The sequence below is a fragment of the Tumebacillus algifaecis genome (assembly GCF_002243515.1).
Taxonomy (GTDB): domain Bacteria; phylum Bacillota; class Bacilli; order Tumebacillales; family Tumebacillaceae; genus Tumebacillus_A; species Tumebacillus_A algifaecis.
In genome coordinates this window covers 1,798,120-1,824,010 of the sequence record NZ_CP022657.1, presented here as the reverse complement: position 1 = coordinate 1,824,010, position 25,891 = coordinate 1,798,120, and the positions used below count along the sequence as shown (strand labels likewise).

Genomic DNA, 25,891 nt, shown 5'->3' with positions numbered 1-25,891 from the left:
TCTTATCGTACCATACTTTACCGTTTCATCAATTAGAGTTCATCATAGCTTTTCTTAATCACTTGTCCAATATAGCCAAGCTTGTGATTGAGCTGCTGAAAACTGCTCTTTTGCTTGCCGGTCAATCCGATTTCGACAGTGAATACGGTCAGCCCGTGTTTTTGCTGCAAAACGGTAAGTTCCTTCATCCGGTTCTGACTCCACTCGTCTTTGCTTACAACCGACGGATTGAAATCTTCCCAGAGAATCCCATCGATATAAGGAGCAGTGCGGTCTTTTAGTTCGGTCAAGCCCCAATTTTGTACAATCGCCTGATCGGGGAATAAGGAACGCAACGAGGCGACAAACTGGACCGCCCCATCACGCTGGCGGTTCGAGATGCCAACAGGCCAGATCTGATCATCGGTGTTGCCCATCGTGTCGAGAAACACACCGTTCAAATCTTTGGCAAGAACATGGCTGCGATACTCGTCGATCAGCAATTGCTGGTAATGTTCGCTGTTGATATCCATCGACCACGATTCCCAATTCGTTCGAAAATCGCGCTTGCCATCGATCATCAAGTAGTCTGCTTCCGTTGCTTTTTTGAGCAATGCTGAGTCCTTATACTGCTCCAGCACGCTCAGGTAGCCGAGCACCTTGACCCCTTTCGCTTTCAGAACGTCAACTTGAGCATTGGTCCAAAGACGCGGTTCAATCACGACGAGGTCAAACGCGGTCAGCTTTTCCAATGCGGCGGGCTTCGGCTCGCCATAATAGATTGTATACGAATGAATGCCGGTCAGAGCGCTTGGCTTTTGCATGGTGAGCGGTGCCGTTTGTGCACACGCAACGTTGACAGTCGCCACACCTATGACCAGCGAGACTGCAAGACAAAAGGACGAGAGGTTACGCATCATTTTTATCATCTGGAAAACACTCCTTGTTGTGAATAAAAAACGCCCTCTCCAAAAACGGAAAAGGCGCAGTCAGCCCGGTACTGAATTCAGCAACAGAGTGCGTGGCAGAAAAGGTCTGCCTCCTGCAGCCTGGCGATCTGTGACGGTGAATAACCATCCGAAGACCCATGGCTTTGCGTCCTTGCCTTTCGACAAGTTTGCCCTTATCCGTATGAGATTACCCCTATTGTAAAGGGATGGCTTGCGCTTTGTCTACTCACTTTTGAGCAAGTTGGTAAGCAAAGATTCATAGCCGAGATAAAAGGCGGTCAATTTGACTTGAATGGCGAACATTCCCTTTTGTCCCTGCGCTGCCCGTACTGCTTCTGCCAGCGAACTGTGCATTTTTTCAACGAGTGCCTTTTCTTCACTGCGGTTCGCTTTGGTCAACATGCTCTGCCACGTTTTCAGATCTTCGTCAAATTTGGTGAGTTCCGATTGAAGTGCAGACGCCTTGGCCGCGTCGGGCGCCTCTTCGATCGCCAGCGGCATGACAGCAGCTGCCAGTTGTAATGCGTGGTCGAGACCATCCGCCATCTTTTTTGCGTCAGCCTCTGTGAGCCCCTCCATTTTGCCGCTTCGGGCCGGAATAATGAACTCTTTGGGATAATGTTGAATTCCTAGTTCCTTCAGTTTCGCCTCGATCTTGGCACCTGCCGCCTTGTCAGTCACGACTGCGGTGAACACCTGAAACTGATCAGTTCCGCGAATCACCGTGCCCACTCCCTGTTCGGAGACCGCTTTTTGTAACGCTTCGGCGCGAGCGCGGTCTTTGAATACCCCAATCTGCATCGCGTATAAAGAGACTCCCGGCAAGTCCGCCTCTCCGCTCACGTCTGTCATCTGTCCATTTCGTGTCGTGTTTGTTGCATCGGTTGACGTTGCAGATACGTCGCCAGCTGTCGTTTGTCCCTTGAACAACAGTAGGAGACAAACGCCAAGCAAAATGCCTGTCAGTGTCGCAAGGAGCAACGGAAAGACGATCTGCCCCTTGTCCTTGTCCTTGCCCTTGCGGTTTTTCAGCCCTCTACGCAAGCGCGAAGGGTATCTTGTTGAGGAGGTAGGAGTGCTTGCCGTTTTGCTTTTGATATTGATCGTCACTTGTGATTGATCCATGCTCACCGCTCCTTTGCAAACTCCGAGTCTAGTTGCTAGAGTCTATGAGCAGGACTCATTTGCTATGACAAAGAAAAATTGCATAAAAATAAAAAAAGATGCCGTTAGGTCTGAAACCTAACAGCATCTTTTGGCGTCCAACATGATAAGAAGATCAGTTCAAGATATAAACCTGTACGGCACGACGGCCAAACTGTAGTGCCTGTTCGCGAGTATCAAAATGAAGATCGATGCGGTTGCCTTTGATTGCACCGCCAACATCGCTTGCAACCCCGTAACCATATCCCTCGATATACATTTTCGTACCAAGCGGAATCACGCTAGGATCTACCGCAATCGTCCCCTGACCTGCAGAACCGCCTGTTGCAGTGCGCCCACCCGGCATCGAGTATGCGGAAGCAGCCATGGTGAGCACTTTGGACGCCGTTAGATTGGCTCCACTACGGCTAGCCACTACGATCGGACGCTGTTGCGTCCCATAGGTGACCACCTGATTCACCGGGTCGTTTACAACGGTGCGATCTTCCTTGCGATCGACTTCTTTGCCATTTTCGAACACAATTTTCGTTGTGATCTTGGCTTTCCCTTCCACACCGGATGTCAGCACTTTCTCAGTGCCCGTGTACATGTCGGCATCTGGCTGGCGTTCGGTCTGAAAAGGTATCGTTTCTTCTGCGATTTGTACTTCTTCCGTTCTGCGTGTAATCGTTAGCTTTTGTCCGTTTTCAATCGAGGTACTAAGCGCCAAACTGGTCTTATCAGTCGTATTCAGCTTAATAGAAAGTTCTTTAATCAGTTCTTCGATTGTGCCAGCCTGCGTTTTCACACTGACCAACTCTTTGGTGCCATCCTGTATTTGAACAGATTTTGCGTGTTTGACTGTGATTATTGTTCCTTCTGCAAGTGCGTCTGAAGTTGCAGGTTGCACCAAGTCTCCTGTTTCGACCGCTACGCCTTGTTCGCGCAACAGTTCTCCTACCGACCCCAATTGGAATCCGGAGATTTCCTGCTTTTGACCGTCAACATCCAAAGTTATCGTCTTGTAAGTTGACGTTGCAGTTACCACGCCCCCCAAAAGCAGTGCGATGGCCCCTGCCGATAAGCAGTAGACAGACTTTCGGTTGACCTTTTGCACTCAACCACCTCTTTTTTTTGTAATTTCCCAGCTGGAAACTACCCCCATTTTCACGCGGACAAGAACTGGATACAGTATAACCTGTGTGATCAGATCTGGCAATGGGCAGAACTGGAAAAAACTGAATATTGTCGCGATTAGACAGATTCACCGTTTCTTTTACTCTGGCACGGAGATACCTAGACAGATTATGCCGATTTTATATTGACAAGAACCAAGAAAATTTGGACAAGGTGGCTTCCCGTTAGCTCAGCTGCATCAAATACCAGTGCCAGATCCTGTCACCGCACGCCCAAGCGGTTAACGTCCCGAGCAAAATAAACGGGCCAAACGGGATGTGCTGACGGGGTTTGATGCGCCCAGTCCACCGAAGCGGCAGACCGATCAACGTACCGTACAGACTGGAGTAAAAAATAGCGAACAGCACACCTTTGACCCCTACTACCAGCCCGATCAAAGCGAACACTTTTACGTCTCCGCCCCCCATTCCGTTTGAGCATAGCCCTAGCAAAGTCAAAATCAGCCCGCCGACCACGAGCCCGGCAAGCGCCTCGCGCCATAACTCCGGTTGCAGTGCAAAACGTAACACCAGGAGCACCCCGAATGCTGGAAACACGATCCGATTTGGCATCAGCATCGATTTCAGATCGGTAACGGTCAGCACGACGAGCAACAAAAAGAGTGTGCCAACAACAACTGTCTCCCTCGCCATCCCTCCTTGATAGATCACGACAGGCATCACGACTGCGGCCAGAGCTGCTCCCAACCATTGATAGCCTCGCTGTCTACCCTCCCAAAGCTTCACCATGCCCATCCGGATCACTTCCTTTTCCCTGCATGAAGTTGCACCTCACACGCCGCCTGTCCCACACGTTTTTCTGACTCCTTGTTGCTCCTTGTTGCTCCTTCTGCTCCCTTTCATCCCTGCAAGTCTTGTAAATACGCATGGACCGTTTCTTTCTTTATCGCACCGTTGCTCAACAATTCTTGTATGTGCATTTCAAATGTTTGCATGCCATGCGCCTTGCCCGTCTGCATGGCCGTGCGAAGTTGGTGCGCTTTTTCGGTGCGGATCAGATTGGCGACAGCAGGAGTGTTGACCAGTATCTCTTGGACTGCGGTGCGCCCTTTGCCTCGCGCGCTTGGCACCAGTCGCTGTGATACGATTCCGAGTAACACCGATGCCAACTGAGTTCGAATCTGGCGTTGTCCCTCCGCTGGAAAAACATCGAGGATACGGTCGATTGTTTGCGGTGCATCCGAGGTATGCAGAGTCGCCAGCACCAAGTGTCCAGTCTCCGCCGCCGTGATCGCCGTCGCGACCGTCTCTAAATCTCGCATCTCTCCTACCATGATCACATCGGGGTCCTGCCTGAGCGCCGCACGCAACCCCTCGGCAAAAGACAGCGTATCTCGTCCCACCTCTCGCTGATCGATCAAACTCTGCTCATGTTCATGAAGGTACTCGATCGGATCTTCGAGCGTAATGATGCGCCGCCGATAACGCCGATTGATCTCCGCCAACAAACATGCCAGCGTCGTCGATTTCCCACTTCCCGTCGGCCCCGTGACCAAAAACAAACCCTGTCTTCGTTCCACAAACGATAACAAATCCGCACTCAACCCGATCTCTGCTGCTGACGGCACACGCTTGGGTATGACTCGAATCGCCAGCGCCAAAGCTCCCCTTCGTTTAAACACTTGCATCCGAAAGCGTTGCCCCTCCGACATTTCATAGGAAAAATCGCACTCGCCTCGCGCCATCAAATTCTCCAGCATCTGCTGACTCACCAGTTCATGTACGAAAACATACGTGTCTTCTGCGCTCAATCGCTCCCTGCCCGCCAGCGGGCGCAACTCACCATCCACGCGAAACATCGGCGGTGCTCCCACCGTCAAATGCAGGTCGGACGCCCCCATCGTCACAGCAAGATGCAAATGCTCCCCGATCTTCATGCTTTCCCCCTCCTGATCAGCCCATGAAAGAAGGACCCCGTTTCCGGGGTCCTTGCAGCCATTTGCTTCTATTTAATGAAAGAACAAAGCGCGCGCTTCCGAAATCATGTACAGAGAGCCGGTGCAAACGATAACACCGTCCGCTTCCAGCACCTGACCCCGTGCCAATTGAAACGCTTCCTCCACCGACTGTGACGTCGAAACGGACAGCTGGGGGTCAAGTTGATAAATCATCTGCGCCATCTCGTCCACAAGAGCTGAGCGCGGCATGTTCGCACGTGTGACGACCACATGCGACGCCAAAGGCACCAGTGGTGCCAAAACCTCTGGAATCGCCTTATCTGCCATCACGCCTACGATCAGCACCACTTTTTGCTCTGGCAACAGTTCCCGTAGTGCCGTACCGAGCGCTTGTGCGCCTTCCGGGTTGTGCGCACCGTCGAGCACCGTCAACGGTTTGTGCGCCACCACTTCCAACCTTCCAGCCCATGCGGTATGCAAGAGCCCCTCGCGCATGCTCGACTCGGAGATCACATATCCCATCTCCTGAAGCTGCATGCAAGCGGCCACCGCAAGCGATGCATTGACAATCTGATGCGCGCCGAGCATCTTGATTCGCAAATGGTCCAGCGTATGACCAAACCCTTGCCAATCGAACGTCTGCCCATCCCATCCAAATGACGTGCGCTGCGCAGAAAAATCCTGACCAGATTGCAAGCAGTCCGACCCGGTTGCTTGGGCAGTCTGCTCAATCACGGCGAGTGCCACACCTTGAGCGGTAGTCAATACGGGCACACCCGGTTTGATGATGCCAGCCTTCTCAGCTGCAATCTGTTCCAATTTGTCACCAAGAATCACCTGATGATCCATCCCAACATTGGTGATCAAGGAAAGCAGCGGCGTGACCACATTAGTCGAATCCAACCGCCCGCCAAGCCCTGTCTCCCACACGACAAAATCCACCTCTTGCTGTGCATAATGCAGGATCGATACCACGCTCAGCACTTCGAACTCGGTTGGTCGGCCCGCCTCCGTCGCCGCCACCTGCTCGACGACCGGACGAAGCTGTGCCACAATCTGTTCCAATTCAGCGTCACTAATGTTAACACCGCCGACGGTCATTCGATCATGGAACTGAATAAGATAGGGGGAAGTGTACAGTCCTACTTTATATCCTGCTGCCTGCAGCATGGCAGCGAGATACGAACAGGTCGAACCTTTCCCGTTCGTACCAGCGACATGCAAAAATTTGAGACGGTCGTGCGGGCGGCCCACCAGGTCGAGCATCGCCACCATCCGCTCTAAACCTGGCTTGATTCCGCCCTTCCCGTCAAAACGGTCAAAGCTGTGGATCCATTCGATCGCTGACACGTATATGGTACTCCTTTAGCCGCGCAATTCAGCAATGCGGGCGCGTACTTTTTCGCGCTTCTCTTCGTAGTCGGCCAGTTTGGCCTTTTCGGTTTCGATCACATCTGCCGGAGCTTTGGCCACGAAACCTTGGTTGTTCAGCTTTTTCTCGATGCGCTCCACTTCACCGTCCAGCTTCTTCTCTTCCTTTTGCAGACGAGAAATCTCAGCATCAAGATCGATCAGACCGGCCAGCGGCATGAACAACTCAGCCCCGGTGACCACGTTAGAAATCGCTTTTTCAGGTGCTGCGATGCTGGTGCCGATCACCAGTTCATCCGGGTTACAGAAACGACGGATGTATGATTCGCCGCGGTTCAAGATGCTTTCTGTCTCCACATCTTTCGCCTTGATCAGCAACGTGATCGGGCGGGACGGCGGTACGTTCATCTCGGCACGGGTGTTGCGCACAGAACGGATCAGGTCGATCAAGAGATTCATCTCTTTTTCGGCTGTTGCGTCTGCCAGATCGCTTGCGTAGGCGGGGTAGGTCGCCTTCATGATCGACTCGCCTTCCGCATGGACCGGCAAGTGCTGCCAAATCTCTTCGGTCAGGTACGGCATGAACGGATGGAGTAGACGAAGCGCTTGGTCGAGCGCGTAGATCAGCACGTTCTTCGTCGTGTTCTTCGCCGCTTCCGCTTCGCCGTTGAGCGGCATCTTCGCAAGCTCGATGTACCAATCGCAGTATTCATTCCACAGGAATTCGTAGATCGCCGAACCTGCGCCGCCGAAATCATAGTTCTCAAGGCGCGTGTTCACTTCTTGAACCGTCTCATTCAAACGGTGCAAAATCCATTTGTCGGCCGTGCCGAGATCGGTCGCACCGTCAAGTCCTTGATAATTGAAGTCGTCACCGAGGTTCATCTCGACGAAGCGCGAGGCGTTCCAAATCTTGTTGGCAAAGTTGCGGGCCGACTCGACTTTTTCCCAGAAGAAACGGAGGTCATTGCCCGGAGATGCATTGGTCATCAGCATGAAGCGCAGAGCGTCCGCACCATATTTTTCGATCACTTCGAGCGGGTCAACACCGTTGCCGAGCGACTTCGACATCTTGCGGCCTTCAGCGTCGCGGATCAGACCGTGGATCAAGACATCCTGGAACGGTTTGCGATCGGTGAACTCAAGCGCCGTAAAGATCATCCGCGCAACCCAGAAGAAGATGATGTCATACCCAGTTACCAAAACGTTGCCCGGATAGTAGCGCTTCAGGTCTTCCGTCTCATCCGGCCAGCCCATCGTGGAGAACGGCCACAGGCCAGAGGAGAACCAAGTATCGAGCACATCGTCATCCTGACGCAACTTGTCATGGCTGCACTTGCTGCACGCGGTCGGCTCTTCCATCGAGACGATCGTCTCACCACAGTGGTCGCAATACCAAGCCGGGATGCGGTGACCCCACCACAGTTGGCGCGAGATACACCAGTCGCGGATGTTTTCGATCCAATGCAGGTAGGTGCGCTCGAAACGATCGGGAACGAAGCGCACTTTGTCCTCCGATTTTTGCAGCTCGATCGCTTCATCTGCCAACGGTTGCATTTTCACAAACCATTGCGTGGACAGGAACGGCTCGACAACCGCCCCAGATCGCTCGGAGTGACCGACGGAATGCATGTGCTCCTCGATCTTGAACATCACGCCCGACTCTTGCAGGTCAGCGACGATCTTTTTGCGGCAGTCAAATCGGTCAAGACCTGCGTATGGGCCAGCCTTGTCGTTCATCTGACCGCCTTCATCCATCACGATGATCTGTTCCAAATCGTGGCGCAGGCCGATCTCAAAGTCGTTCGGGTCGTGCGCCGGCGTGATCTTCACGCAACCAGTGCCGAACTCCTTGTCCACATACTCATCGGCAACGATCGGAATCTCGCGGCCGGTGATCGGGTGGTCGAGCATTTTGCCGATCATGTGCTGGTAGCGCTCATCGCTCGGGTGGACAGCAACAGCCGTATCGCCGAGCATCGTCTCAGGACGGGTGGTCGCCACGACGATCTCGCCGCTTCCGTCTTTGAGCGGGTAACGCATGTGATACAGCGCGCCCTGCACATCTTTGTACTCCACCTCGATGTCGGAGAGAGCAGTGCGTGCAGCCGGGTCCCAGTTAATGATGCGTTTGCCGCGATAGATCAGCCCTTTTTCATACAGCTTTACAAAAACGAGACGAACCGCTTTGGACAGCCCTTCGTCCATCGTGAAGCGCTCACGGGAGTAGTCGAGCGAGAAGCCCATCTTGCTCCACTGATTGCGAATCGTCGCTGCGTATTTCTCTTTCCACTCCCACACGACTTCAAGAAACTTTTCACGGCCAAGGTCGTGGCGAGAAGTGCCTTCTTCGCGCAACATCCCCTCTACTTTTGCTTGGGTCGCAATGCCCGCATGGTCGGAGCCTGGCAGCCACAGCGCGTCAAAACCTTGCATGCGCTTGCGGCGGATCAGCACGTCTTGCAACGTGAAGTCGAGCGCATGGCCCATGTGCAACACACCCGTTACGTTCGGCGGCGGGATGACGATCGCGTACGGCTCTTTGTCCGGCTCGCTGTTTGCTTTGAACAGGTCTTTCTCGATCCACCATTTGTACAAGCGGTCTTCTACCGCCTTGGGATCATACACTTTCGGGATATTTTTCTCTTCCATCTCTAGACCTCCTGATCCAAAATAAAAAAAGTCCCTTTCATCCTTGAAAAAAGGACGAAAGAGACGTTGCTTCCGCGGTACCACCTTTAGTTCGCAAGACAGCCGTCCTGCGCGCTTGGGAAGATAACGGATTCACCGGTCAGCCCTACTGGACACGCCAAATCGCGCGTTCGGACAGACGACTCCGGGACGACGTTCAGCTTCTTCTGCCTAGGCGGCCTCACAGCGTATCAGCCACCCTCTCTGAAGGCTTTCAAAACCTACTCTTTCCCATCTAAGCCATTCACTTTGTCAAGTTGTTTGATTCATAGTATACAACAAAGACACTTTTTGTCAAAGCTGAATGCCATTATTTTTTCTTCTTGGTGTTGCGATAACGCTTTTTCGTCGCATGTGGCACGTATGTCTTTTGTCCACGGAAACTGCGCAGTTTGCCCTTGCTGTCGTTTTGGCTTTTGCCTTTTCCCTTTTCGGCCGCTTTGGCTTGTGCCTTCGCTTCGAACTGTGCGCGCTTCTTCTCCGTCCATTCATTCGTCTTGACGAAAACAAACGAGCCTGCCAGCGAAATGATTAAGACGGTCAGCGGCAGGTTGGTCAGCGCCGTCTTCAGGTTGGCCGTTGCAAGCGCCGTATCTCGTGTCGCAAACTGATAGATAAAGAAGACAACGATTGCGATCACAGCGGTCAACAGGGTGACAAAAATCGCGCTGGGCAGTTTACGTTCCTTGACGCGCGGCACGATGAAAAACGACGAGAACATCATCGCGATCGGCAGGGTCGTAAACAGATACTCATCGCCCAAAAAGACCGGAAGCAAACCGGACAGAAGACCCAGCACCCCCGAAGTAATCAATAAAAAACGCCAATTCATACCTTTCACTCTACCATCACTCCATCCCGAATCTGTACCAGGCGATGGGCCCGCTTGGCCATCGCCTTGTCATGCGTGACCATCACCACCGTCTTGCCCGTGGCGTTGGCCTTATGTAACAGTTCCATCATCTCCGCCGCGGTCTCATCGTCCAGCGCTCCGGTCGGCTCATCGGCCAAAAGCAGCGCTGGATCGTTCATCAGCGCCCGTGCTAACGCCACGCGCCGCTGTTCGCCCCCGCTCAGCATGTACGACCGATCTTCCCCGCGAGCGTCCAACCCGACCAACTTGAGCAATTGTTCGGCTCGCTTTTGATCTGCGTCGCTGACGGCACCTGCCAACATTTTTGGCAATACTACATTCTCTCGCACATTGAGCGTGGAAACAAGACTTGGAAATTGAAAAACAAAGCCGATCTCCTTCGACCGGAGCTTCGTCCGCTCCCGTTCGCCAAGTCCGCTCGTCTCCCGTCCCCCGATCAGAACCGACCCTTTTGTCGGAGCGCTCAGCAGTCCGATCATCGACAACAGCGTTGATTTCCCACTGCCCGAAGGTCCCATCACGGCGACAAAGTCGCCATCCGCAACTTCCAGATCCACGCCCCGCAAGGCACGAACAACACCGTGCGGGCTCTTGTAGGTCTTCTTCACGCCAGTCAGTTTCAGCATCCTACTCGCCCTCCCGAATCGCGTCATATGGATTCTGTCGCAAAATCGAGCGAATCGGCACCGCCGCCGCCAGCATTCCAATCATCGCGGTAAGCACAACGACCCCTGTTGCAAGTGCGATAGACGACAAGAAGGTCGGAAACAAGAGTGGCAATTGAAACGTCTTTGCGATCACCGCCTGATTGTCTGCGAGCAACGCCGCGACCAAAAAGACACCCAGCGTTCCACCGACCACACTTGCCAGCAGAGATTCGGTCAGCAACGCGCGATACACCGCCCACTTCGTAGCCCCGAGCGCCCGAAACATGCCGATCTCACGCATTCGCTCATTAACCAGCGCTGAAAAAAGCGTCATCCCTTGCATCGCCGCCATCAACAGCACCACACCGATCATCGAATAGGACAGCAACCGAAGAGGGAGCAACTGGCGCTCGATCGTCTCCCGCAGTTTGCTACCCGTCACCGCCGAAGCTTCCGGAATCGTGCGCTCGACCTGACGCTTAACGAACTCCTCATCGCCTGGGGCGGTTTTCAACAATACCACCGACACGCTGTCCCGAGGAAAATTCAGCCCGTTGCCACCAGCCTCCCGCAGTTTGCCAGCCGCCTCAAGCGTCATATAGATCGTCTTGTCCGCTCCCGTGCCAGTCGGAAACAGCACGCGCGCCAGTTCGAACTCATGCCCGAACAGCTTGAGCCGCTCCTGATAAGCTTTATACTGCAGGTGATAGATCGCGTTCTTCCCGCCAGCCTCACTACCGACGATCACTTTATCTGACGACAGTTCCCTCCCGACACCGCTGAGATATCCCTTCAGCGTAAAATCGGTCTGCGGATCGAATGCTACAACAGGAAACTTACCTTCGACCTGACAACACGCGCCCGAAAAGGTCTCGAGATAAAGCTGTGGCGTCATCGCTTGAATCTCCGGAATCTCCCTCAGCTTTGACAGCACCGAACCGGGCATATAAAACGGGCTCACCACACCTGTGATCATCACCTGCTCTGCTACTTGTCCATAATGCTTCGGCACGACCATCACATCTGCCCCAAAACGCGCCTCACTTGCGGTCAGACTGCGCTCTACCGACATCAGGAAAAAGTAGCTCAGAAACAAGATCGCCGCCGTGATCGCTGTCGAGGTCAGCAAAAGTGTACTGCGCAGAGGTTTGCGCCACAAATTGCGCCACGCCCACCGGATACGCTGCCACATCGCCTACACCTCTTCCGTCTCATCATCAACAGAAGGTCCATCATCAAACGGGTCGCGTTTTCGTAAAATTGAAACCGTAATCATTGTACCAAGCAGCAACAGTGCGAACCATATCAAATTGAAAAAAATCTCTGCCGAACTGAACATGCAGCAGTCCCCCGTTCCCCAAGTCTTTCCTGCTAGTATTGGGTGAGAACGCCAAAAAAATCCAAAGGTGGCACGGTCGCACCACCTTTGGACCTCGTTTAGCGATCTTTGAGGACCGCTTTCCCTTGCTCGATCAATAGCCGAGCGGCCTCGATCAGCTTTTTGACATCGGCCTGATCTTGCGCCTCAGCATAGACGCGAAGCAGCGGTTCTGTGCCACTTGGCCGAAACAAGATCCATCCGCCACCGCTCAAGCGATACTTGATGCCATCAAGGGTCTGCACCTCTTTTACCGCGAAGCCTGCAAACGTGCGCGGCTTCGTCCGCAGCGATTTGAGCAGTTGCTCCTTTTTCTTCGCGGCCACTGGAAGATCGACCCGCTCGTAGGCATGAGGACCGATCAGAACCATCAGGCTCTCCACCGCTTCGCTCAACTTTTGATCGGACGTGAGCAGATGTTCGAGCAGAAGCATTCCCGAGAAGATGCCGTCCCGCTCAGGCATGTGGCGCACAATCCCGATTCCACCGCTCTCCTCGCCGCCAAGCAGCACATCCTCCGTCTGCATCAGATCGCAGATATACTTAAAGCCGATCGGCACTTCGCGCAGTGCGACACCATGCAGTCGAGCCACCTTGTCGATCATCTGGGTGGTAGAAAACGTTCGCACCACCGCCCCTGACCATTGGCGTTCACGCAACAGATGCAAGGTGAGCAAGGTGAACAATATCTGCGGTGACACAAACGTCCCGCGGGCATCGACCGCCCCTAGTCGATCTCCGTCACCATCTGTGGCCAGACCGAGATCGGCGTGGACTTCCAGAACTTTCTCCTTCAGCAAAACGAGGTTCTGTTTGATCGGTTCCGGGTTGACACCGCCAAACGTCGGATCAGGTTTGGTGCGCAAAGGCGTGACCTGACAGCCCAGTTCCTCGAGTGCTCTGGCAAAATAGTTTCCCGCCGCACCATGCATCGCATCGACGACGACGTGAATTTTGCGCTTTTTGCTATTGAACGGGGCCAAGAAGCGAAACAATTGAGAAAAATAGGGCTCATCCAGATTGGTCAAGCGGATCAACCTGGCACGTCTAGCCGAGTCAAAAGACATGCTTTGCACCGCTGACTTTCCGACCCGCGCCGCCATCTGAACGATGTCGCTCTCCTTGACAGGTCCGGCGTGTGGACCCTTCCATTTCAGCCCGTTCCACTCGGCCGGATTGTGGCTCGCCGTGACCATCAGCCCGCCTGCTGCGCCGAGGTAGCGCACAGCGAAGGAAAGCAGTGGTGTCGGTGTGACCGTATCGAGCAAATAGACAGCAATGCCGTTGGCGGCGAGCACTTGCGCACATTCCCGCGCAAATTTATCAGAGAGAAACCTCGTGTCATAACCGATGACCATCCCCAGTTCGGCAGTTTGCCTGGCGTGCAGTTCGTCAGCGATGGCCTGACAAACCAATCGAGCATTGCTGATTGTAAAAGTGTCGGCGATCTGACCGCGCCAACCTTCCGTTCCAAAACGGATTTCCATAATGACCGTCCCTCCTGCCAGCTTTACATGTCTTGTAGACTATGCAGGGCCTTGGGCTTTTGTCACGAACTGCGCACGAATGGCAGGCGGAAGCACATACACTGTCAAGGAAAGGATTTGGAAACGGAGGTTTGTCAGATGTTCTACTACCTGCTGCGCACCGTCAAGTTCCTGCTAGGTGGTGCCATCGCGCTCGTCTTCCTCCGAGCACTTTTTTTCCCAAATGTGCTCGATGTCTTTTTACTCTTGCTGCTGTTCTTGATCATGGTCGCGATGTTTATTGGGACGTAAGGAACAACGCCACCCTTGCTGCTGAGGGTGGCGTTCTGTTGCTCATGCAGGGTCAAGCGATCGTGTCACCAGCCTGCACCCGCATTGCTGCGCAGGGGTCTCCGCATCATTACCAGTGATTCCCGCCTTGTTCCTCGCAAAGTCGCATGATAGCATGAATGCATACTATGCCGAATCTTGTCGATATAACTGATGCGATGAGTACGGGGGACGCATTACTTTGGGGTGAATGTTCTACCGATTTTTAGAGCAAGGGAAATCCTCTTCCCGAACCCGTCAACTAACCTCGGAGGCGCAGGAGGAGGGTATTTGCAACGATGAAATCGTGGCGTGCGAAGCTGGCCATCAGTGTTTTTGCTTTTGTTGGAATATTGTGTCAAGTTAATGGTGAAGCGGAGGCTTCCAGTGCTCCCAATTACAACGTGCAGCTCAATGACAAGTTGGTCACCTTTCCAGATGTAAAACCGTATCTGGATGGAGCAGATCGGGTGCAAGTACCGATTCGCTTTTTGACCGAATCGATGGGCTATCAGGTTGATTGGAAGTCAGATGGACAACAGGTGACAGTGACGATGACCAATGGTGCTACGACTGTCAAATTGAAGACGGGAGACCGCCATATCGTCATCAACGGGAAAACAGAACTGATGGATACAGTTCCGGTCCTGAAGCAAGAGCGGACATTTGTGCCGATCCGCTTCGCCACCGAAGCGCTGAACGCGAAAGTGACTTGGCATCAACCGACACTGTCGGCGATCGTCGCAACCGATGGAAGAACTCATCAGGCGCTGGCTCCGGTCTATGTGCCGATGAGCGAAAAGATCATCAAAACGGCTAAATCCTATATGGGCACCCCCTATGTTTGGGGTGGGATGACACCAAAAGGGTTTGACTGCTCGGGGTTGACGCAGTATGTGTTCGCCAAGAACGGCATGTCTTTGCCGCGTGTTTCGGGTGAACAGTACAACACCGGACAACCGATCGCCAAGAGCAGTTTGAAACCGGGTGATCTCGTCTTCTTCTCGCTGAATAAAAAAGGCGTTGTCGGACATGTTGGGATCTACACCGGGAACGGAGAGTTCATTTCTGCTACTTCGTCCAAAGGTGTAAGCATCGCCAAAGTTAACGACCCGTCCTATTGGGGCGCCAAGTACATTGGTGCGAAGCGAGTGATCTAAGTCAAGTACCCTGTTTGTAAAAAACATGACTGGGCTGTAGTCAAAGCTCCGTCGAACTGTCAACAAAATGGAGCCGAATGATGCAAAGAGCGCTTCCCGTATCGTAATCGGGAAGCGCTCTTTGCGTGATCTATGGAGACTAATACTCTTCATCAGGTGTGCTTTGTGGCGTTTTCCTTCACGGCCTCCTGCCTTGCCTTGTAAGAAAAAGAAACGCCCTTTCTACATAAGGCATGAGGATGTGAATGGCTTATGGTTTCTTCAGACATCATAAGTCAGCATATCCAGCCACCACGCCTCAAGTCCATCATTCATTTTGATGTACTTTTACTAAAATCTGATCTGCGAAACGTGCAATATGCGGAACGGTGGTCAGTGGGTGTGTTTTTGACTCGTTCGTTTTACATAGTTCATATGACCTATTTCCCGGGAAATGAGTAGCAAATCACCGTTACTTTGGTCACTGTGCGCATTCACCTTCCACCATTTCGTAACACGTCGTCACCACAGGACATCGCACCTGCTACACGTTGCTTGCTCGATCCAACTCTGCATACTGTACCCGATCCCAGGCGTTGCGATGCTAAGAAGAACGCCAAAAAAGCCGTACGCACAGCCATCCTCTGTTCGATCGATCCTGCAAGTACAGATCGGGTGATACATCCACGACCTCGTCCCGCTGAGCCATCATGACTTGAACGAGCAGCAAAGGTGGCGGGACATAGACTCAGTTTAAGCCTTGGCCTTCTTGCGTTCTCTCATTTTCTTGATGTACTCGATCGCATCTGGTGTTTTGCAAGCTGTATCACCGTGGTCGATCTCTACGATGCCTATTCTTTGCGCGATCGGAATGGCCCGTGCTTCTAAAGCTTCATTTCGACCGCCAATGGCGATCAGGGTCCCGTTCATCGCTTCCTTTATCCGGTTTTTGCTCTGATGAATACGCTCCTCGATGATCGTCAAATAGGGTTGGAACAGCTCATCGGGCACCTCTTTTTTACCTGTCGCAAGCAAGCTTAGCATCTGCCAGCCCGCACGACCAACAGGCTCTGCATCCTCTTCCCCGATCCACATTTCCATCAACTGCTGTGCGAACTGAGTCTTGCTGGCAAGGTTGGTCGTCAGCAAATCGCTCAGCGCATAGGTCTTCAAACTCCACGCCCACGAATTCAGCGTCTCGATGCTGATCTTTTTCGGGTCGGCAATCAAAGTCGCCATGCTGCAAGCTTCATAATTCCCAGTCTCCCACAGTTGCTCTGCTAGGTCTTGATTCTTCTTGATCTCCTTGGCCAGCACCTTCATGTTGGCAAATGAAACTCCGAAGGCATTCTCGCCAACCCCATGCCGCAAGTACGTTTTGCGGGCCTGCTCGGTTCCCATCGCTTCCAGTCTTGCCATCACCGTTTGTAAATCCATCGAATGATCCGCCCCTTTCACTACATTACCCTCCAGTATAAACGAAAGCCGCTGACCTTAATAGATCAACAGCTTTATTTCCCCGCTTTACTAGTGGTACAACACGCGAAAGCTGAGGAACGCTTTGATCGCTGGAACAGGTCTATGCTGGTGGCAAATCATCTATGAGCTTGTCCTCGATCCCCTCACAAATCCTAGACAGATCATCCCTCCTGCAAGCGGATCATTCAAGATCGAGGCAGAAGATTGCCGCCGATCCTCGAATCGACGGCAACTGTAACATTAACGATTCGGACGCCAAGGCCCTGGCTTTTGCGGTTTGCGTTGCTTGACGCGCGGCACCGTGTAGCGCAACTTCGTCCCACTGCTGCTTTCCTCTTCATTCGCATGATCATCATATTCATCCTCATGGCTGACCAGCGAGACTTCTGGCGCCTCTTCCTCCACTTCCACCGAGACCTGTTCCGATTTTTCCACTACATGTTGCGCTTCCCAACCGTCTTCGCGAGTTTCCACCGACGACGACTCCATTCCATCCAACTCATCGTACGATTCTAAGCCTTCCAAATGCGGGGCAAACGAAGGCGCCGACAGATTCAGTCCATAGCGGGCGATCAAATCCTGCACGAACATCTCCCGCCCTTCATCTAGCGCCAACTGCTTGCGGAAACGGTTCGCAAAACGTCCGCCATCCCAATCGCGCGTGCGTTCAAAATAGGCCTCGACCACTTCCAACGTGCGCTGTGGGAAGGAAAGGTATGCCGCCAGCACCGTCATCTCCTCCGCGCTGACCTCTCGCACCCCGCGGTAAACATCGAGGATCGAAAAGCCGATCGTTGTATCCCACTGGTATCGTGGCATATAACGGGTCAACAGCGCGCCCAGATCATGCACCGGATGTCCATAGTGACAATGATCAAAATCAATCACCGTCATGCGCTCCTTCTCGACGATCAGATTCTGTCGCGAAAATGATCCATGACAGAGCGTCTTGTGCTCCCGCGCCCACTCCAAGATCTGCGGATAGGGCGTGTTGGCGAGCTGCTCGGTCGCATGTTCGATCATCTGGGTCAGTTCAAGTCGGTGGGAGCGATAGGACTCATCCATCGCCGTCTGTTCGCGACGCTCCTCCAAGCTCGCATCATAGCTCGAAAGCTTTGCCAAATACGTCCCCCAACTCGCCGAAAAATCCTCACGGGTCTCCTGCCCGAACCGACCGCCTGCAAAGCCTGCCCCTGCATTGTGCAGTTTGGCGAGCGTCTCAGCGGCGAGGAACACGTTTTTCGCCTTTTTCAAATCGGCTTCCTTCCCCGGCACCCAATCGGTCAAATAATAGATCCCACTCGGGTGCACCACATACGGGTCGCCATACTTGGTGCGGATAAAGCGCGGCACGTTTGGAAAACCTCTGCCTGCCAAATGGTCGATCGCCTCCTGTACGAAGCGCACACGCGCTTCTGACAGGTTCACTTTCTTCAGCGCTCTGTAGCCGGCTTGCGTTTTCAGGCGCAGCACGCCGCGCACCTGCTTGATCTTCTCCACCGCCAGATCCCACTCGCGCAACACTTCCGGATCGGCACCAAATGCATCAAACAGCTCCTGTAGCTCTTTTTCCTCTTTTTTCTTCCCCATCTCACTTGCCTCCCCCTTACAGAAACTCGTTCAAGTTTCGTTTTTCAATCCGTCTGACCAGCTCTTTGATCTCCTGATCGCGCTCCTTGTCGGCAACCAAGATCGCTCGGTCTGCCTGCACGATCAACAGGTCGCGCACCCCGATCGTCGCGATCAGCAACTCTTCGCTTTCGATGATCGAGCGCGACGTGTCGATCCCTACATGCAGACCGTTGACAATATTGCCCGCATTGTCTTGGCTTAAAAATCGTTCGACCGACCGCCACGAGCCCACATCGTCCCATGCAAAATCGGCCGGAATCACGGCGACATTGTCCGCTTTTTCCATGATCGCGTAATCGACCGACAACTTCTCCATCTTGCCGTACGTTTCGCGAAACTGCTCCTTTTCGTCTGGAGTACCTAAGATTTCATAGAGGTGTGCAAGCTGCTGATACATCTCGGGCATATAGCGACGGTAGGCGTGCAACACCTCCTGAACGCGCCAGACGAACATTCCCGAGTTCCACAGGTATTTCCCCGACTGCAAAAAGCGCAAGGCCCGCTCAAAATCTGGCTTCTCCGTAAACTCTGCGACGTGGTAGGCCCGCCGCCCGTTATCGTTGACGAGCAGGCGATCCATTTTGATGTAGCCATATCCTGTCTTCGGCTCTGTCGGACGGATGCCAAACGTAACCAGCATTTTATGATTGCGCGCAAACTCGGCCGCCCAAGAAAGACAGCGGCGGAAATCCTGCTCAGAGCCGATGAAGTGGTCGGATGGCAAAACGGCCATCACCGCCTGCGGGTCGCGCCGTGCCAGCCGAACGGCAGCTAGCCCGATGCCGGCTGCCGTCTCCCGCGCTTCCGGCTCGATGATCAGATTCTCGGGAGGAAGTTCTGGCAACTGTTCCCGGATCTTGTCAAAATAGCGGTCGTTCGTCACCACATAGATGCAATCTTGTCGGATCAAAGGACGAACGCGGCTCGCTGTGGTCTGCAGCAAACTCTTGTCCCCAAAGATTTGCAAAAATTGCTTTGGGTTGGCAGACGAACTTTTCGGCCAAAAACGGCTGCCCACCCCGCCAGCCAAGATCACCGCATACAGCATGTCGATCGACCTCCTCTCCTTACGAGTTGCACCGCCTTACAACCATTGAACACCGTCCGCCCCGTACACCATCGGCCGCCTGGTCTGTCCAGAGATGACAGCGCTATCCAGCCGCTCAGCAAACACGTCTGCACCTCGTTTGAAGCGGTGGAACTGCGACAGATGGCGGTACGCAGCATGCGGGAAAGCCAGATAGGAGTCGAGCACGATCACTTCCTGCTGTGTCATCTCTGCCGCTTCGCCATAAGCATCGAGAAACACGCGCGCCATCTCCTGCTCACCACGCTCCAAGAGGCCGTGTGCAAACTTGGCCGCATCATAGAGCGGCAGGTCGGCGATCGCATCGTCGATGTGCAAGGTGGCGATGCGCCCTTCCGCATCGATGCGCACGTCGCTCAAGCGATAGTCCCCGACGGCAAATTCGGACGCTGCTTCTGAGCGCCGAGCGAGTTCTTTGTACTTTCCGGCCACCAGCCCGGCCACCGCCCGGTCGATCTGTTCGGCGATCCACTCGTAGTGCGTCAAAAAGCGTTCCTGCAACAAATTTTTCTGACCGAGTTCAGACCAAGCTCGAAAGCGCCCCTGTAATTCATCGCCCGCTTTGGCAAAGCGATCGATCCACGTACCATGTCGATTGGGAAGCTCTAAGCCACCTTCCAGTTGCAACCCTTTTCCAGCCTGATGCAGTTTGGCTAAGTTGCGGCCACACAGCCGCATATCGAGCGGAAAGAGGTCGGGCGTCCGCCCTTCCCAGTCATCGCTCAGCGTATAGATCAACTCACCTTGCCGGACGAGCGCATCCCCATACAACGTGCGAATGTGACGCGGTACGCGGCGGTACCCTTGCTTGGCCAGATGCTCCCACAACGCGTGACGGAGCTCAACTTTGGCCCCATCGCGCTCTATGCGCAGTCGTTTAACTCCGCGATCTTCTGTATCCACTAACAACGTGTGCTCATCGAGCGGTAAAACTCCCGTGTCACCCAGTCCGTAGCGGGGCAGCACCGCTTCGAGAATCACGTCCAATTGTTCGCTTTGCATACGTCTCCCCTCCCTTGACTCTTGATTCAAGCGTATGCGTACGAACCAAGGAGTAGACGAAAAAACAGGCGGACAAGAACGTCAGCCTGTTTCTGTGTCTTTAGCGTCTCGCGGCAGGAATGTAGAGAATTTGCCCGACATCCAAGACTTGGTCTTGCAAATTGTTTGCGCGCAGCAGGTCGCTGACCGACGTGTTGTATCGATCAGCCAAACCTTTTAGCGAATCTTCCACCTGCACGATCTTAAACTTCATCGTCACTTTCTTGTCTTCATGACTGGTCAGCACACCGCTCCAGAAGGAATCCTCCTCCCGCGATTTCGTATGCACGGGCACATACGATTCCTCAGGGCGCACGGAAGACTCATGGAGCGCATGTGCATAGCTTTCCGCTTTCTGATAGGCTTGGCTATACGAGTCGCCATGGGAGTGACTGTGCGAATGGCTAGGAGCGTGGCTCGATGAATGGCTATGAGAACGGCTAGGTGTGTGACTAGATGAATGGCTATGAGAATGACTAGGTGTGTGACTAGGTGTGTGACTAGGTGAATGACTTGGCGAGTGGCTACTGGATTCGCTATGGCTTCCTACCTGTGGCGTACGAGCAGATGACGAACTCTCCCCGACAGGCGCACGAGAATCGCCAAGCAGTGTGGACAACTTAATCGGAGAAACTTCTTGAAGTTTTTCGCCCTGCTTGGAATTGACCGACAGCTTGGGCCCAATCGTAATGAACTGCTTTGGCTCCTGCATCAGCGGCGGCGTCGCGGACACTTCATCTTCAAACTGATATTCCGCTTCAAACGGTCTGCTCTCCCCTTCTTCAAGAGGGGGAAGGGCTTCCTCACGCTCCACCGGCACTGAGTCGACCATTTCCACCACTTCGGTCGCTTCGAACGATTCTGCCTCTTCTACCACTTCTCTCGCTTCCAACACTTCTGTCTCGTCCAGCGCTTCCACGGGCAGCAGATCTTCTTCGCCTGTCATCTCCACAGCTTCGCCTTCATTGCGCACCTCTTCCAAAATAAAAGCGTTCTCATCCTCAACATCCGATTCTAGCGCTTCCCCAAGCTCTGCCTCCTGATGCGTCTGTTCAACCTGTAAAGGTCGGTGTTCACTGTGAAACGATGGATTCACTTCCTGTGGCCGGAAGAGTTGACGACCGTAAAAATCTGGTTCTGGCGGCGTGAACGGATTGCTGCCTGGCGTCTGATCGAAGCCGAAGCTGATCGGTGGCGGTGAATCGAACCGATAGGGTGCGCGCCGTATCTCTGCATCATGACTGAGCGTTTGGGCGGGTTGCGCTGGCGTCTGACCCGTTTCCACCGACAGTTCACCCGTTTCAGACTGACGCGACCAATCGCTGATCGGCTCCGGCATCGGAAAGACGAGGCTCGGGTCGGGCGTGAAAACGATGTCATGATCCTCCTCTTCTTGGCGATACAACTCCTCCTGCCCCAACGCTTCTTGTTGCTCTGCTGCTGTGCCGACCGGAGACTCAATCACCCACTCATCCTCTTCGCTGCCATACGGCTCCAGCGTGTCCGCTTCAGCATGACGCGCCGCCTGCTCCAAAGTCCACACCGGTGCAAATGGAGGTTCAAACTCTTCATCTCCTTCTGCTTTCGGCGCTTCATAATGGCGTGTTTCATCGCTGTCGAGCAATTGATCGAGTTTTTGCGCCGAAACGCCTTCCTCCTGTGTACCACAGCGGAACACATATCCTTCCCCGCCTGACAAACCATGAATGATCAGCTCTGCGCGCAAATGGAGCGTACCTTCGCCCAACACATGCGCATTCCACGTTCCGATTCGTGGATTGACATCCAAGATGCCGTGCTGACGTTGATAGTCCTGCTGTGCGGCCACAGGCACTTGTAGCACGAAAGGCAGGCGATGGTGCAGCGGCAGTACGTGCGCCTCCGGCACATCGTCGCCAGCTTCAAAGACGTCGCGATCATCTAAAACGTCAGGAATCGCTTCCGCAAGGGCAGCAGTATCTTCCTGCCGTAAAAATCCAGTAAACGACAAAGCTCCTTTTAAGACATACGCATCATCCTCTACATCAAACCCGGTAATTTCTGTCGCCAGGGTCGCATCTTCCACGTCTTCAGAACCACTCACAGCGTCCACGTTCAGCTGCTGATCTACATGAATGCGAATCGATGGAATCATTTCCGCATCGCTCACTACAAGTTCCCTCCTTCATTCGTTCGATCATAGTACGACACTCTCAATTTATGAGAATGCCTGTACGATTATGACTTATGAAAAAGGCACCCGAGTCGGGTGCCTTTAGAGAGTTGCTGATTTTGTGCGCGTATACAGTTGTTCGTAGGCGGTCAGCGTCTCCCTTGCACAGCGCTCCCACGTGAACTTCGCTGCTTGGGCCAGCCCTTTTTGGCTCAGCTCTGCGCTCAGGTGCGGCGTGGTCAGGACCTGCTTGATCTGCTCCGCCAACGCATACATGTCGTGCGGGTTGACCAAAAGCGCCGCCTCCCCCGTCACCTCGGGAATCGAAGAGGTATTCGACGTGATCGTCGGCACGCCGCAGGCCATCGCTTCCAGCGGCGGCAGACCGAAGCCTTCATAGAAAGAAGGATACACACAAAGGTCGGCCGCGTTGTACAGATACGGCAATTCTGGCACTGCGGCAAACCCAGTGAAGATCACGCGATCCTTCAGTCGAAGCGCCTCGACCAACATTACCGTGTCGTCAAAGTCGCGCGCTTCTTTGCCGACTAGCACCAGTGCATACTCTTTCGGGATCTGATCTTGAATCTCATAAAAGGCGTTGATCAGCCCTTTGACATTCTTGCGTGGAGAGAACCCTCCAAGATAAACCACGTACGGGCGGTCGATGCCAAAGCGCTCTTTGACAAACTGCTTCGCCACATCCTTTTCGATCGGACGATAGACGCTTTCCGGCGCTTCATATGTCACAGCGATCTTCTCGTCTGGCACTTGGAAGATGCGCTGGATATCACGCTTCGAATGTTCAGAAACGGTGATGACCAGATCGGACTGCTCCATGATGCGCGGCATCTCTTGTAGGAAAATCTTCAGATACCCCTTCCCGACCGTTTCCGGGTAGATGTACGGAATCAGATCGTGTACCGTCACTACATTTAGACACCCTTTTGTCATCGGCAGTCCAATACCGTTTTGCGGTACATGGTAGATGTCGATCTTTTCCTGCTCGACGCTCATCGGCACATGTACTTCTTCCCAAAATTTATCTTTGCTCCGCTCAATCGAATTGAACACCGCATCGGCTGTCGGGTCGAGATTTTTATACTCGTCGCCAGGCCAGAAAAATCGGTACTCGTTCTCTTTGTCATGCACGTACAGATTTTTGATCAGTTGGTACGTATAGGTGCCGATCCCCGTTCCTCGATACCAGATGGCACCGCGCGCGTCCAGACCAATTTTCATCCTGTCACCCCTTCATGCAGCGTACTACCTGATCTTTCCGTATTTCAGCACATAGCGGGCGCCCGTTTCAAATTCGTTCAGGAAGCGCTCGCGGCGCTCCCTTTGCTCCGACCACTTGCGCAACTTGCCCTCCAAGTGATCGGGAGGTCGATTTTTGGTGACATAATGGAAGTAACCTGCTTCATAGAAATCCTGTGGAAACCGCATCATCGCGTGCAGCAAACGCTCTTCTCCGTCATGCGGCCGGACTTCTTCAAAATACGATTTGATGATAAAATACGCCGTTCGACTGTCCCATTTGACACTTTTCATATTGCGCAGCAAAAGCGATGCCAAATCATGAGCCCGGATGTCGCACAATGCGTAGTCGAAATCGATCAGGGAGATGTTTTTATCGGCTGTGATCAGCACGTTATGATGCGCGTAGTCGTGGTGGCAAAAACCTTTCAGCCCCCACTCCAACTTGGTGATCTCCTCATAGCGCGACGACAAAAGCAGCTCCACAGACCGCGACGCTTCTTGGATACAATATGCGACCTGCTCGGCGAACATGCGGTCGAACACCGACCCGCCCTGTTCGGCCAACACCGTCCAATCGCGCATTTCTTCAATCCGTTCCAAAAAATGTCCCATCCAAGTGCCCCACTGCACTTTGCCTGCACAAAAGGGCGGTTCAAACCCTTGTGCTGCCAGATGAAAGCGAGCGAGTCCACGGGCGGCGAGGGCGAGATCAAGCACATGAGCGTACTTGCTCTCCCGCCCTTCCAACCATTCCATCACAAAATACTTCGCCCCGTCCCGCTCCACAAAAAGCTCACCTTCGCGCGACTTGAGCACTCCCGGTACCGGAAATCCTTTTTCTTTGACATGTTCCATCGCCGCCAGCGAAAAGCGCAGTTCCTCAGCAGACAGGTTGAATTTTTTCAACGCGTACTCGCCCTGTGGCGCCGTGAAGCGCACCACTTTGCGCACAGGTTGTGCCTTTTTGACTTCCACCTCGTACAAACTGAGCACATCGGGAGCGAACCCGCAGAGGTCGAGCACTTGCGAGGTTGTCAATTCGTCCATCACGGCTCCCCCTCTTGCGGCTTAGAGTCGGGTCGGAAAGTCGTCAAGATAACGCTGCCAGTTGTCCAGCCGAGCAACTTCCTGCCGCATTTTCTTGATCGAACCTTCTGGGGTATAACGATGGGAGAGGAAGCCTCGCTCCACCGCCCGCCAGTAGCGTTGTGGGAAGAACAGTACGGCCCGCAGCACCTGCAATTCATCTTCATACAGCGGATCGATTTCGTGGTAGGTGTTGAGAATCAGATTGCCCATCTCCACCGACCAGTCGGTCCGACGCAGCATCTTGCGCATAAAGCGGGCAAAATCATGGACTCTCAACTCATGGGAGCAATAGTCAAAATCGATCACCTGCATGTCGCCGTCCGGTGTGCGAATGAAATTGTGATACGTGAAATCGCCGTGCACAAAACCGCGCAAGTTCCGCTCCCGGCGCAGGACATCCAGATACGGTGACGCTTTGAGCAGAGCGACCCCCGTCTTTGCCATGTCACGCATCGGTTCGATCGTCGCTTTGAAAGTCGCTTCCAGCTCATTTTGCGGCTCTTGGTCCTTAAAGCGCAGATAGATGCTTTCGATGTCGTCCATTTGTCCTTCATACCGTTCGATCCATCCGGCCCAACGCGTTTTGATGTGCGCTTCGACGCTCGGAGTGAAGCCACGCGATGCGCGATGCAAATCGGCCTGCAGACGCACGATCTGGATCAATTGTTCCGTGTCATTGACGTTGCTCTCTTTGCCGTCGATCCAATTGTTGAGGAAGATCAGACCGTCTTTCAGTTCCAGAAATGGACGGCCATCTTGTGTCTTCACAAAGCGCGGCAATTTTTGGAATCCATTGTTCCAGAGATGCTCCTGCGCTTCATACATAAACTGCAATTTCTCCGGCTTGTGACTCACTTTTTTCAAAGCAAAAGTACCGCGGTCCGTTTCGACTTTCACAACGGCGCGCACCGCTTTGACATCGAGAATCTTCAACCCGTAAGCATCCTCCAGATCGATGCCGGGGGCGAACTCTTCCAGTCCATATGTCAACTCTTTTTCTTTTGCCAACGTTGTGTTCCCTCCTCAACCACTGACAGTTCACAGTCAGCCTATGTAGGCAGTGGCAGAATGGTGAAGGAAACGGCT

At 53.5% G+C, this 25,891-nt stretch carries 21 protein-coding genes, 2 riboswitches and 1 other annotated feature; of the genes, 2 read left to right on the top strand and 19 right to left on the bottom strand.

Annotation, left to right across the window (positions count from 1 at the left end; translation table 11 throughout):
• Nucleotides 1-32 precede the first annotated feature (32 nt).
• The 11 genes from CIG75_RS08050 to CIG75_RS08000 form a co-directional block, all read right to left on the bottom strand.
• Entirely contained in the window at nt 33-908 is an 876-nt protein-coding gene (locus CIG75_RS08050) for a glycoside hydrolase family 191 protein (protein ID WP_094236188.1), read from the bottom strand.
• Nucleotides 909-1,019: 111 nt separating this feature from the next.
• A riboswitch (cyclic di-GMP riboswitch) is annotated at nt 1,020-1,111 on the bottom strand.
• 40 nt (nt 1,112-1,151) lie between these two features.
• On the bottom strand, nt 1,152-2,054 hold the full coding sequence (locus tag CIG75_RS08045) for an SPOR domain-containing protein (RefSeq protein WP_094236187.1): 903 nt from the start codon (nt 2,052-2,054) through the stop codon (nt 1,152-1,154).
• A gap of 154 nt (nt 2,055-2,208) precedes the next feature.
• A complete protein-coding gene (locus CIG75_RS08040) occupies nt 2,209-3,189 on the bottom strand; it encodes a resuscitation-promoting factor (protein WP_094236186.1) in 981 nt (326 codons plus the stop codon).
• A gap of 244 nt (nt 3,190-3,433) precedes the next feature.
• The gene (locus tag CIG75_RS08035; RefSeq protein ID WP_094236185.1) at nt 3,434-4,003 is read right to left on the bottom strand and encodes a prepilin peptidase; all 570 of its coding nucleotides are present in this window, start codon (nt 4,001-4,003) and stop codon (nt 3,434-3,436) included.
• 104 nt (nt 4,004-4,107) lie between these two features.
• On the bottom strand, nt 4,108-5,145 hold the full coding sequence (locus tag CIG75_RS08030; RefSeq protein WP_094236184.1) for a type IV pilus twitching motility protein PilT: 1,038 nt from the start codon (nt 5,143-5,145) through the stop codon (nt 4,108-4,110).
• A gap of 72 nt (nt 5,146-5,217) precedes the next feature.
• A complete protein-coding gene (locus tag CIG75_RS08025; protein ID WP_094236183.1) occupies nt 5,218-6,516 on the bottom strand; it encodes a bifunctional folylpolyglutamate synthase/dihydrofolate synthase in 1,299 nt (432 codons plus the stop codon).
• A gap of 15 nt (nt 6,517-6,531) precedes the next feature.
• Nucleotides 6,532-9,189, bottom strand: a complete 2,658-nt coding sequence (locus tag CIG75_RS08020) for a valine--tRNA ligase (RefSeq protein WP_094236182.1) — start codon at nt 9,187-9,189, stop codon at nt 6,532-6,534.
• A 47-nt stretch (nt 9,190-9,236) separates the two neighbouring features.
• Nucleotides 9,237-9,475, bottom strand: a binding site (T-box leader).
• Nucleotides 9,476-9,538: 63 nt separating this feature from the next.
• Nucleotides 9,539-10,060 carry a hypothetical protein gene (locus CIG75_RS08015; RefSeq protein ID WP_157729449.1) on the bottom strand — a complete coding sequence of 174 codons (522 nt, stop codon included), beginning with the start codon at nt 10,058-10,060 and terminating at the stop codon, nt 9,539-9,541.
• A 5-nt stretch (nt 10,061-10,065) separates the two neighbouring features.
• A complete protein-coding gene (locus tag CIG75_RS08010) occupies nt 10,066-10,728 on the bottom strand; it encodes an ABC transporter ATP-binding protein (protein ID WP_094236180.1) in 663 nt (220 codons plus the stop codon).
• Nucleotide 10,729: 1 nt separating this feature from the next.
• Complete coding sequence (locus CIG75_RS08005) at nt 10,730-11,941, bottom strand: ABC transporter permease (RefSeq protein ID WP_094236179.1); 1,212 nt, start codon at nt 11,939-11,941, stop codon at nt 10,730-10,732.
• Between the two features lie 245 nt (nt 11,942-12,186).
• Complete coding sequence (locus CIG75_RS08000) at nt 12,187-13,614, bottom strand: phosphohexomutase domain-containing protein (RefSeq protein WP_094236178.1); 1,428 nt, start codon at nt 13,612-13,614, stop codon at nt 12,187-12,189.
• Nucleotides 13,615-13,752: 138 nt separating this feature from the next.
• Here CIG75_RS08000 and CIG75_RS20935 point away from each other — a divergent pair, with 138 nt between their 5' ends.
• Complete coding sequence (locus CIG75_RS20935; RefSeq protein WP_172844430.1) at nt 13,753-13,905, top strand: hypothetical protein; 153 nt, start codon at nt 13,753-13,755, stop codon at nt 13,903-13,905.
• A gap of 158 nt (nt 13,906-14,063) precedes the next feature.
• Nucleotides 14,064-14,215, top strand: a riboswitch (cyclic di-AMP (ydaO/yuaA leader).
• Nucleotides 14,216-14,222: 7 nt separating this feature from the next.
• A complete protein-coding gene (locus tag CIG75_RS21195) occupies nt 14,223-15,083 on the top strand; it encodes a C40 family peptidase (RefSeq protein ID WP_227874382.1) in 861 nt (286 codons plus the stop codon).
• 732 nt (nt 15,084-15,815) lie between these two features.
• Here the strand turns inward: CIG75_RS21195 and CIG75_RS07990 are convergent.
• The 8 genes from CIG75_RS07990 to CIG75_RS07955 all read right to left on the bottom strand — a co-directional run bounded on the left by CIG75_RS07990 (nt 15,816) and on the right by CIG75_RS07955 (nt 25,813).
• Nucleotides 15,816-16,499: a DNA alkylation repair protein gene (locus tag CIG75_RS07990; RefSeq protein WP_094238373.1), complete on the bottom strand. Its 684-nt coding sequence runs from the start codon at nt 16,497-16,499 to the stop codon at nt 15,816-15,818.
• 282 nt (nt 16,500-16,781) lie between these two features.
• Nucleotides 16,782-18,131 (bottom strand): CotS family spore coat protein, encoded by a 1,350-nt coding sequence (locus CIG75_RS07985; RefSeq protein WP_094236177.1) that lies wholly within the window; start codon nt 18,129-18,131, stop codon nt 16,782-16,784.
• A 16-nt stretch (nt 18,132-18,147) separates the two neighbouring features.
• Nucleotides 18,148-19,221 carry a mannose-1-phosphate guanylyltransferase gene (locus CIG75_RS07980; RefSeq protein ID WP_094236176.1) on the bottom strand — a complete coding sequence of 358 codons (1,074 nt, stop codon included), beginning with the start codon at nt 19,219-19,221 and terminating at the stop codon, nt 18,148-18,150.
• A 36-nt stretch (nt 19,222-19,257) separates the two neighbouring features.
• Nucleotides 19,258-20,262 (bottom strand): aminoglycoside phosphotransferase/kinase family protein, encoded by a 1,005-nt coding sequence (locus CIG75_RS07975; protein WP_094236175.1) that lies wholly within the window; start codon nt 20,260-20,262, stop codon nt 19,258-19,260.
• A 100-nt stretch (nt 20,263-20,362) separates the two neighbouring features.
• Nucleotides 20,363-22,450 carry a LysM peptidoglycan-binding domain-containing protein gene (locus tag CIG75_RS07970; RefSeq protein WP_094236174.1) on the bottom strand — a complete coding sequence of 696 codons (2,088 nt, stop codon included), beginning with the start codon at nt 22,448-22,450 and terminating at the stop codon, nt 20,363-20,365.
• A gap of 105 nt (nt 22,451-22,555) precedes the next feature.
• Nucleotides 22,556-23,695 (bottom strand): glycosyltransferase family 4 protein, encoded by a 1,140-nt coding sequence (locus CIG75_RS07965; RefSeq protein ID WP_094236173.1) that lies wholly within the window; start codon nt 23,693-23,695, stop codon nt 22,556-22,558.
• A gap of 24 nt (nt 23,696-23,719) precedes the next feature.
• Nucleotides 23,720-24,763: a CotS family spore coat protein gene (locus CIG75_RS07960; protein WP_094236172.1), complete on the bottom strand. Its 1,044-nt coding sequence runs from the start codon at nt 24,761-24,763 to the stop codon at nt 23,720-23,722.
• Between the two features lie 21 nt (nt 24,764-24,784).
• Nucleotides 24,785-25,813 (bottom strand): CotS family spore coat protein, encoded by a 1,029-nt coding sequence (locus tag CIG75_RS07955; RefSeq protein ID WP_094236171.1) that lies wholly within the window; start codon nt 25,811-25,813, stop codon nt 24,785-24,787.
• Nucleotides 25,814-25,891: the final 78 nt, after the last annotated feature.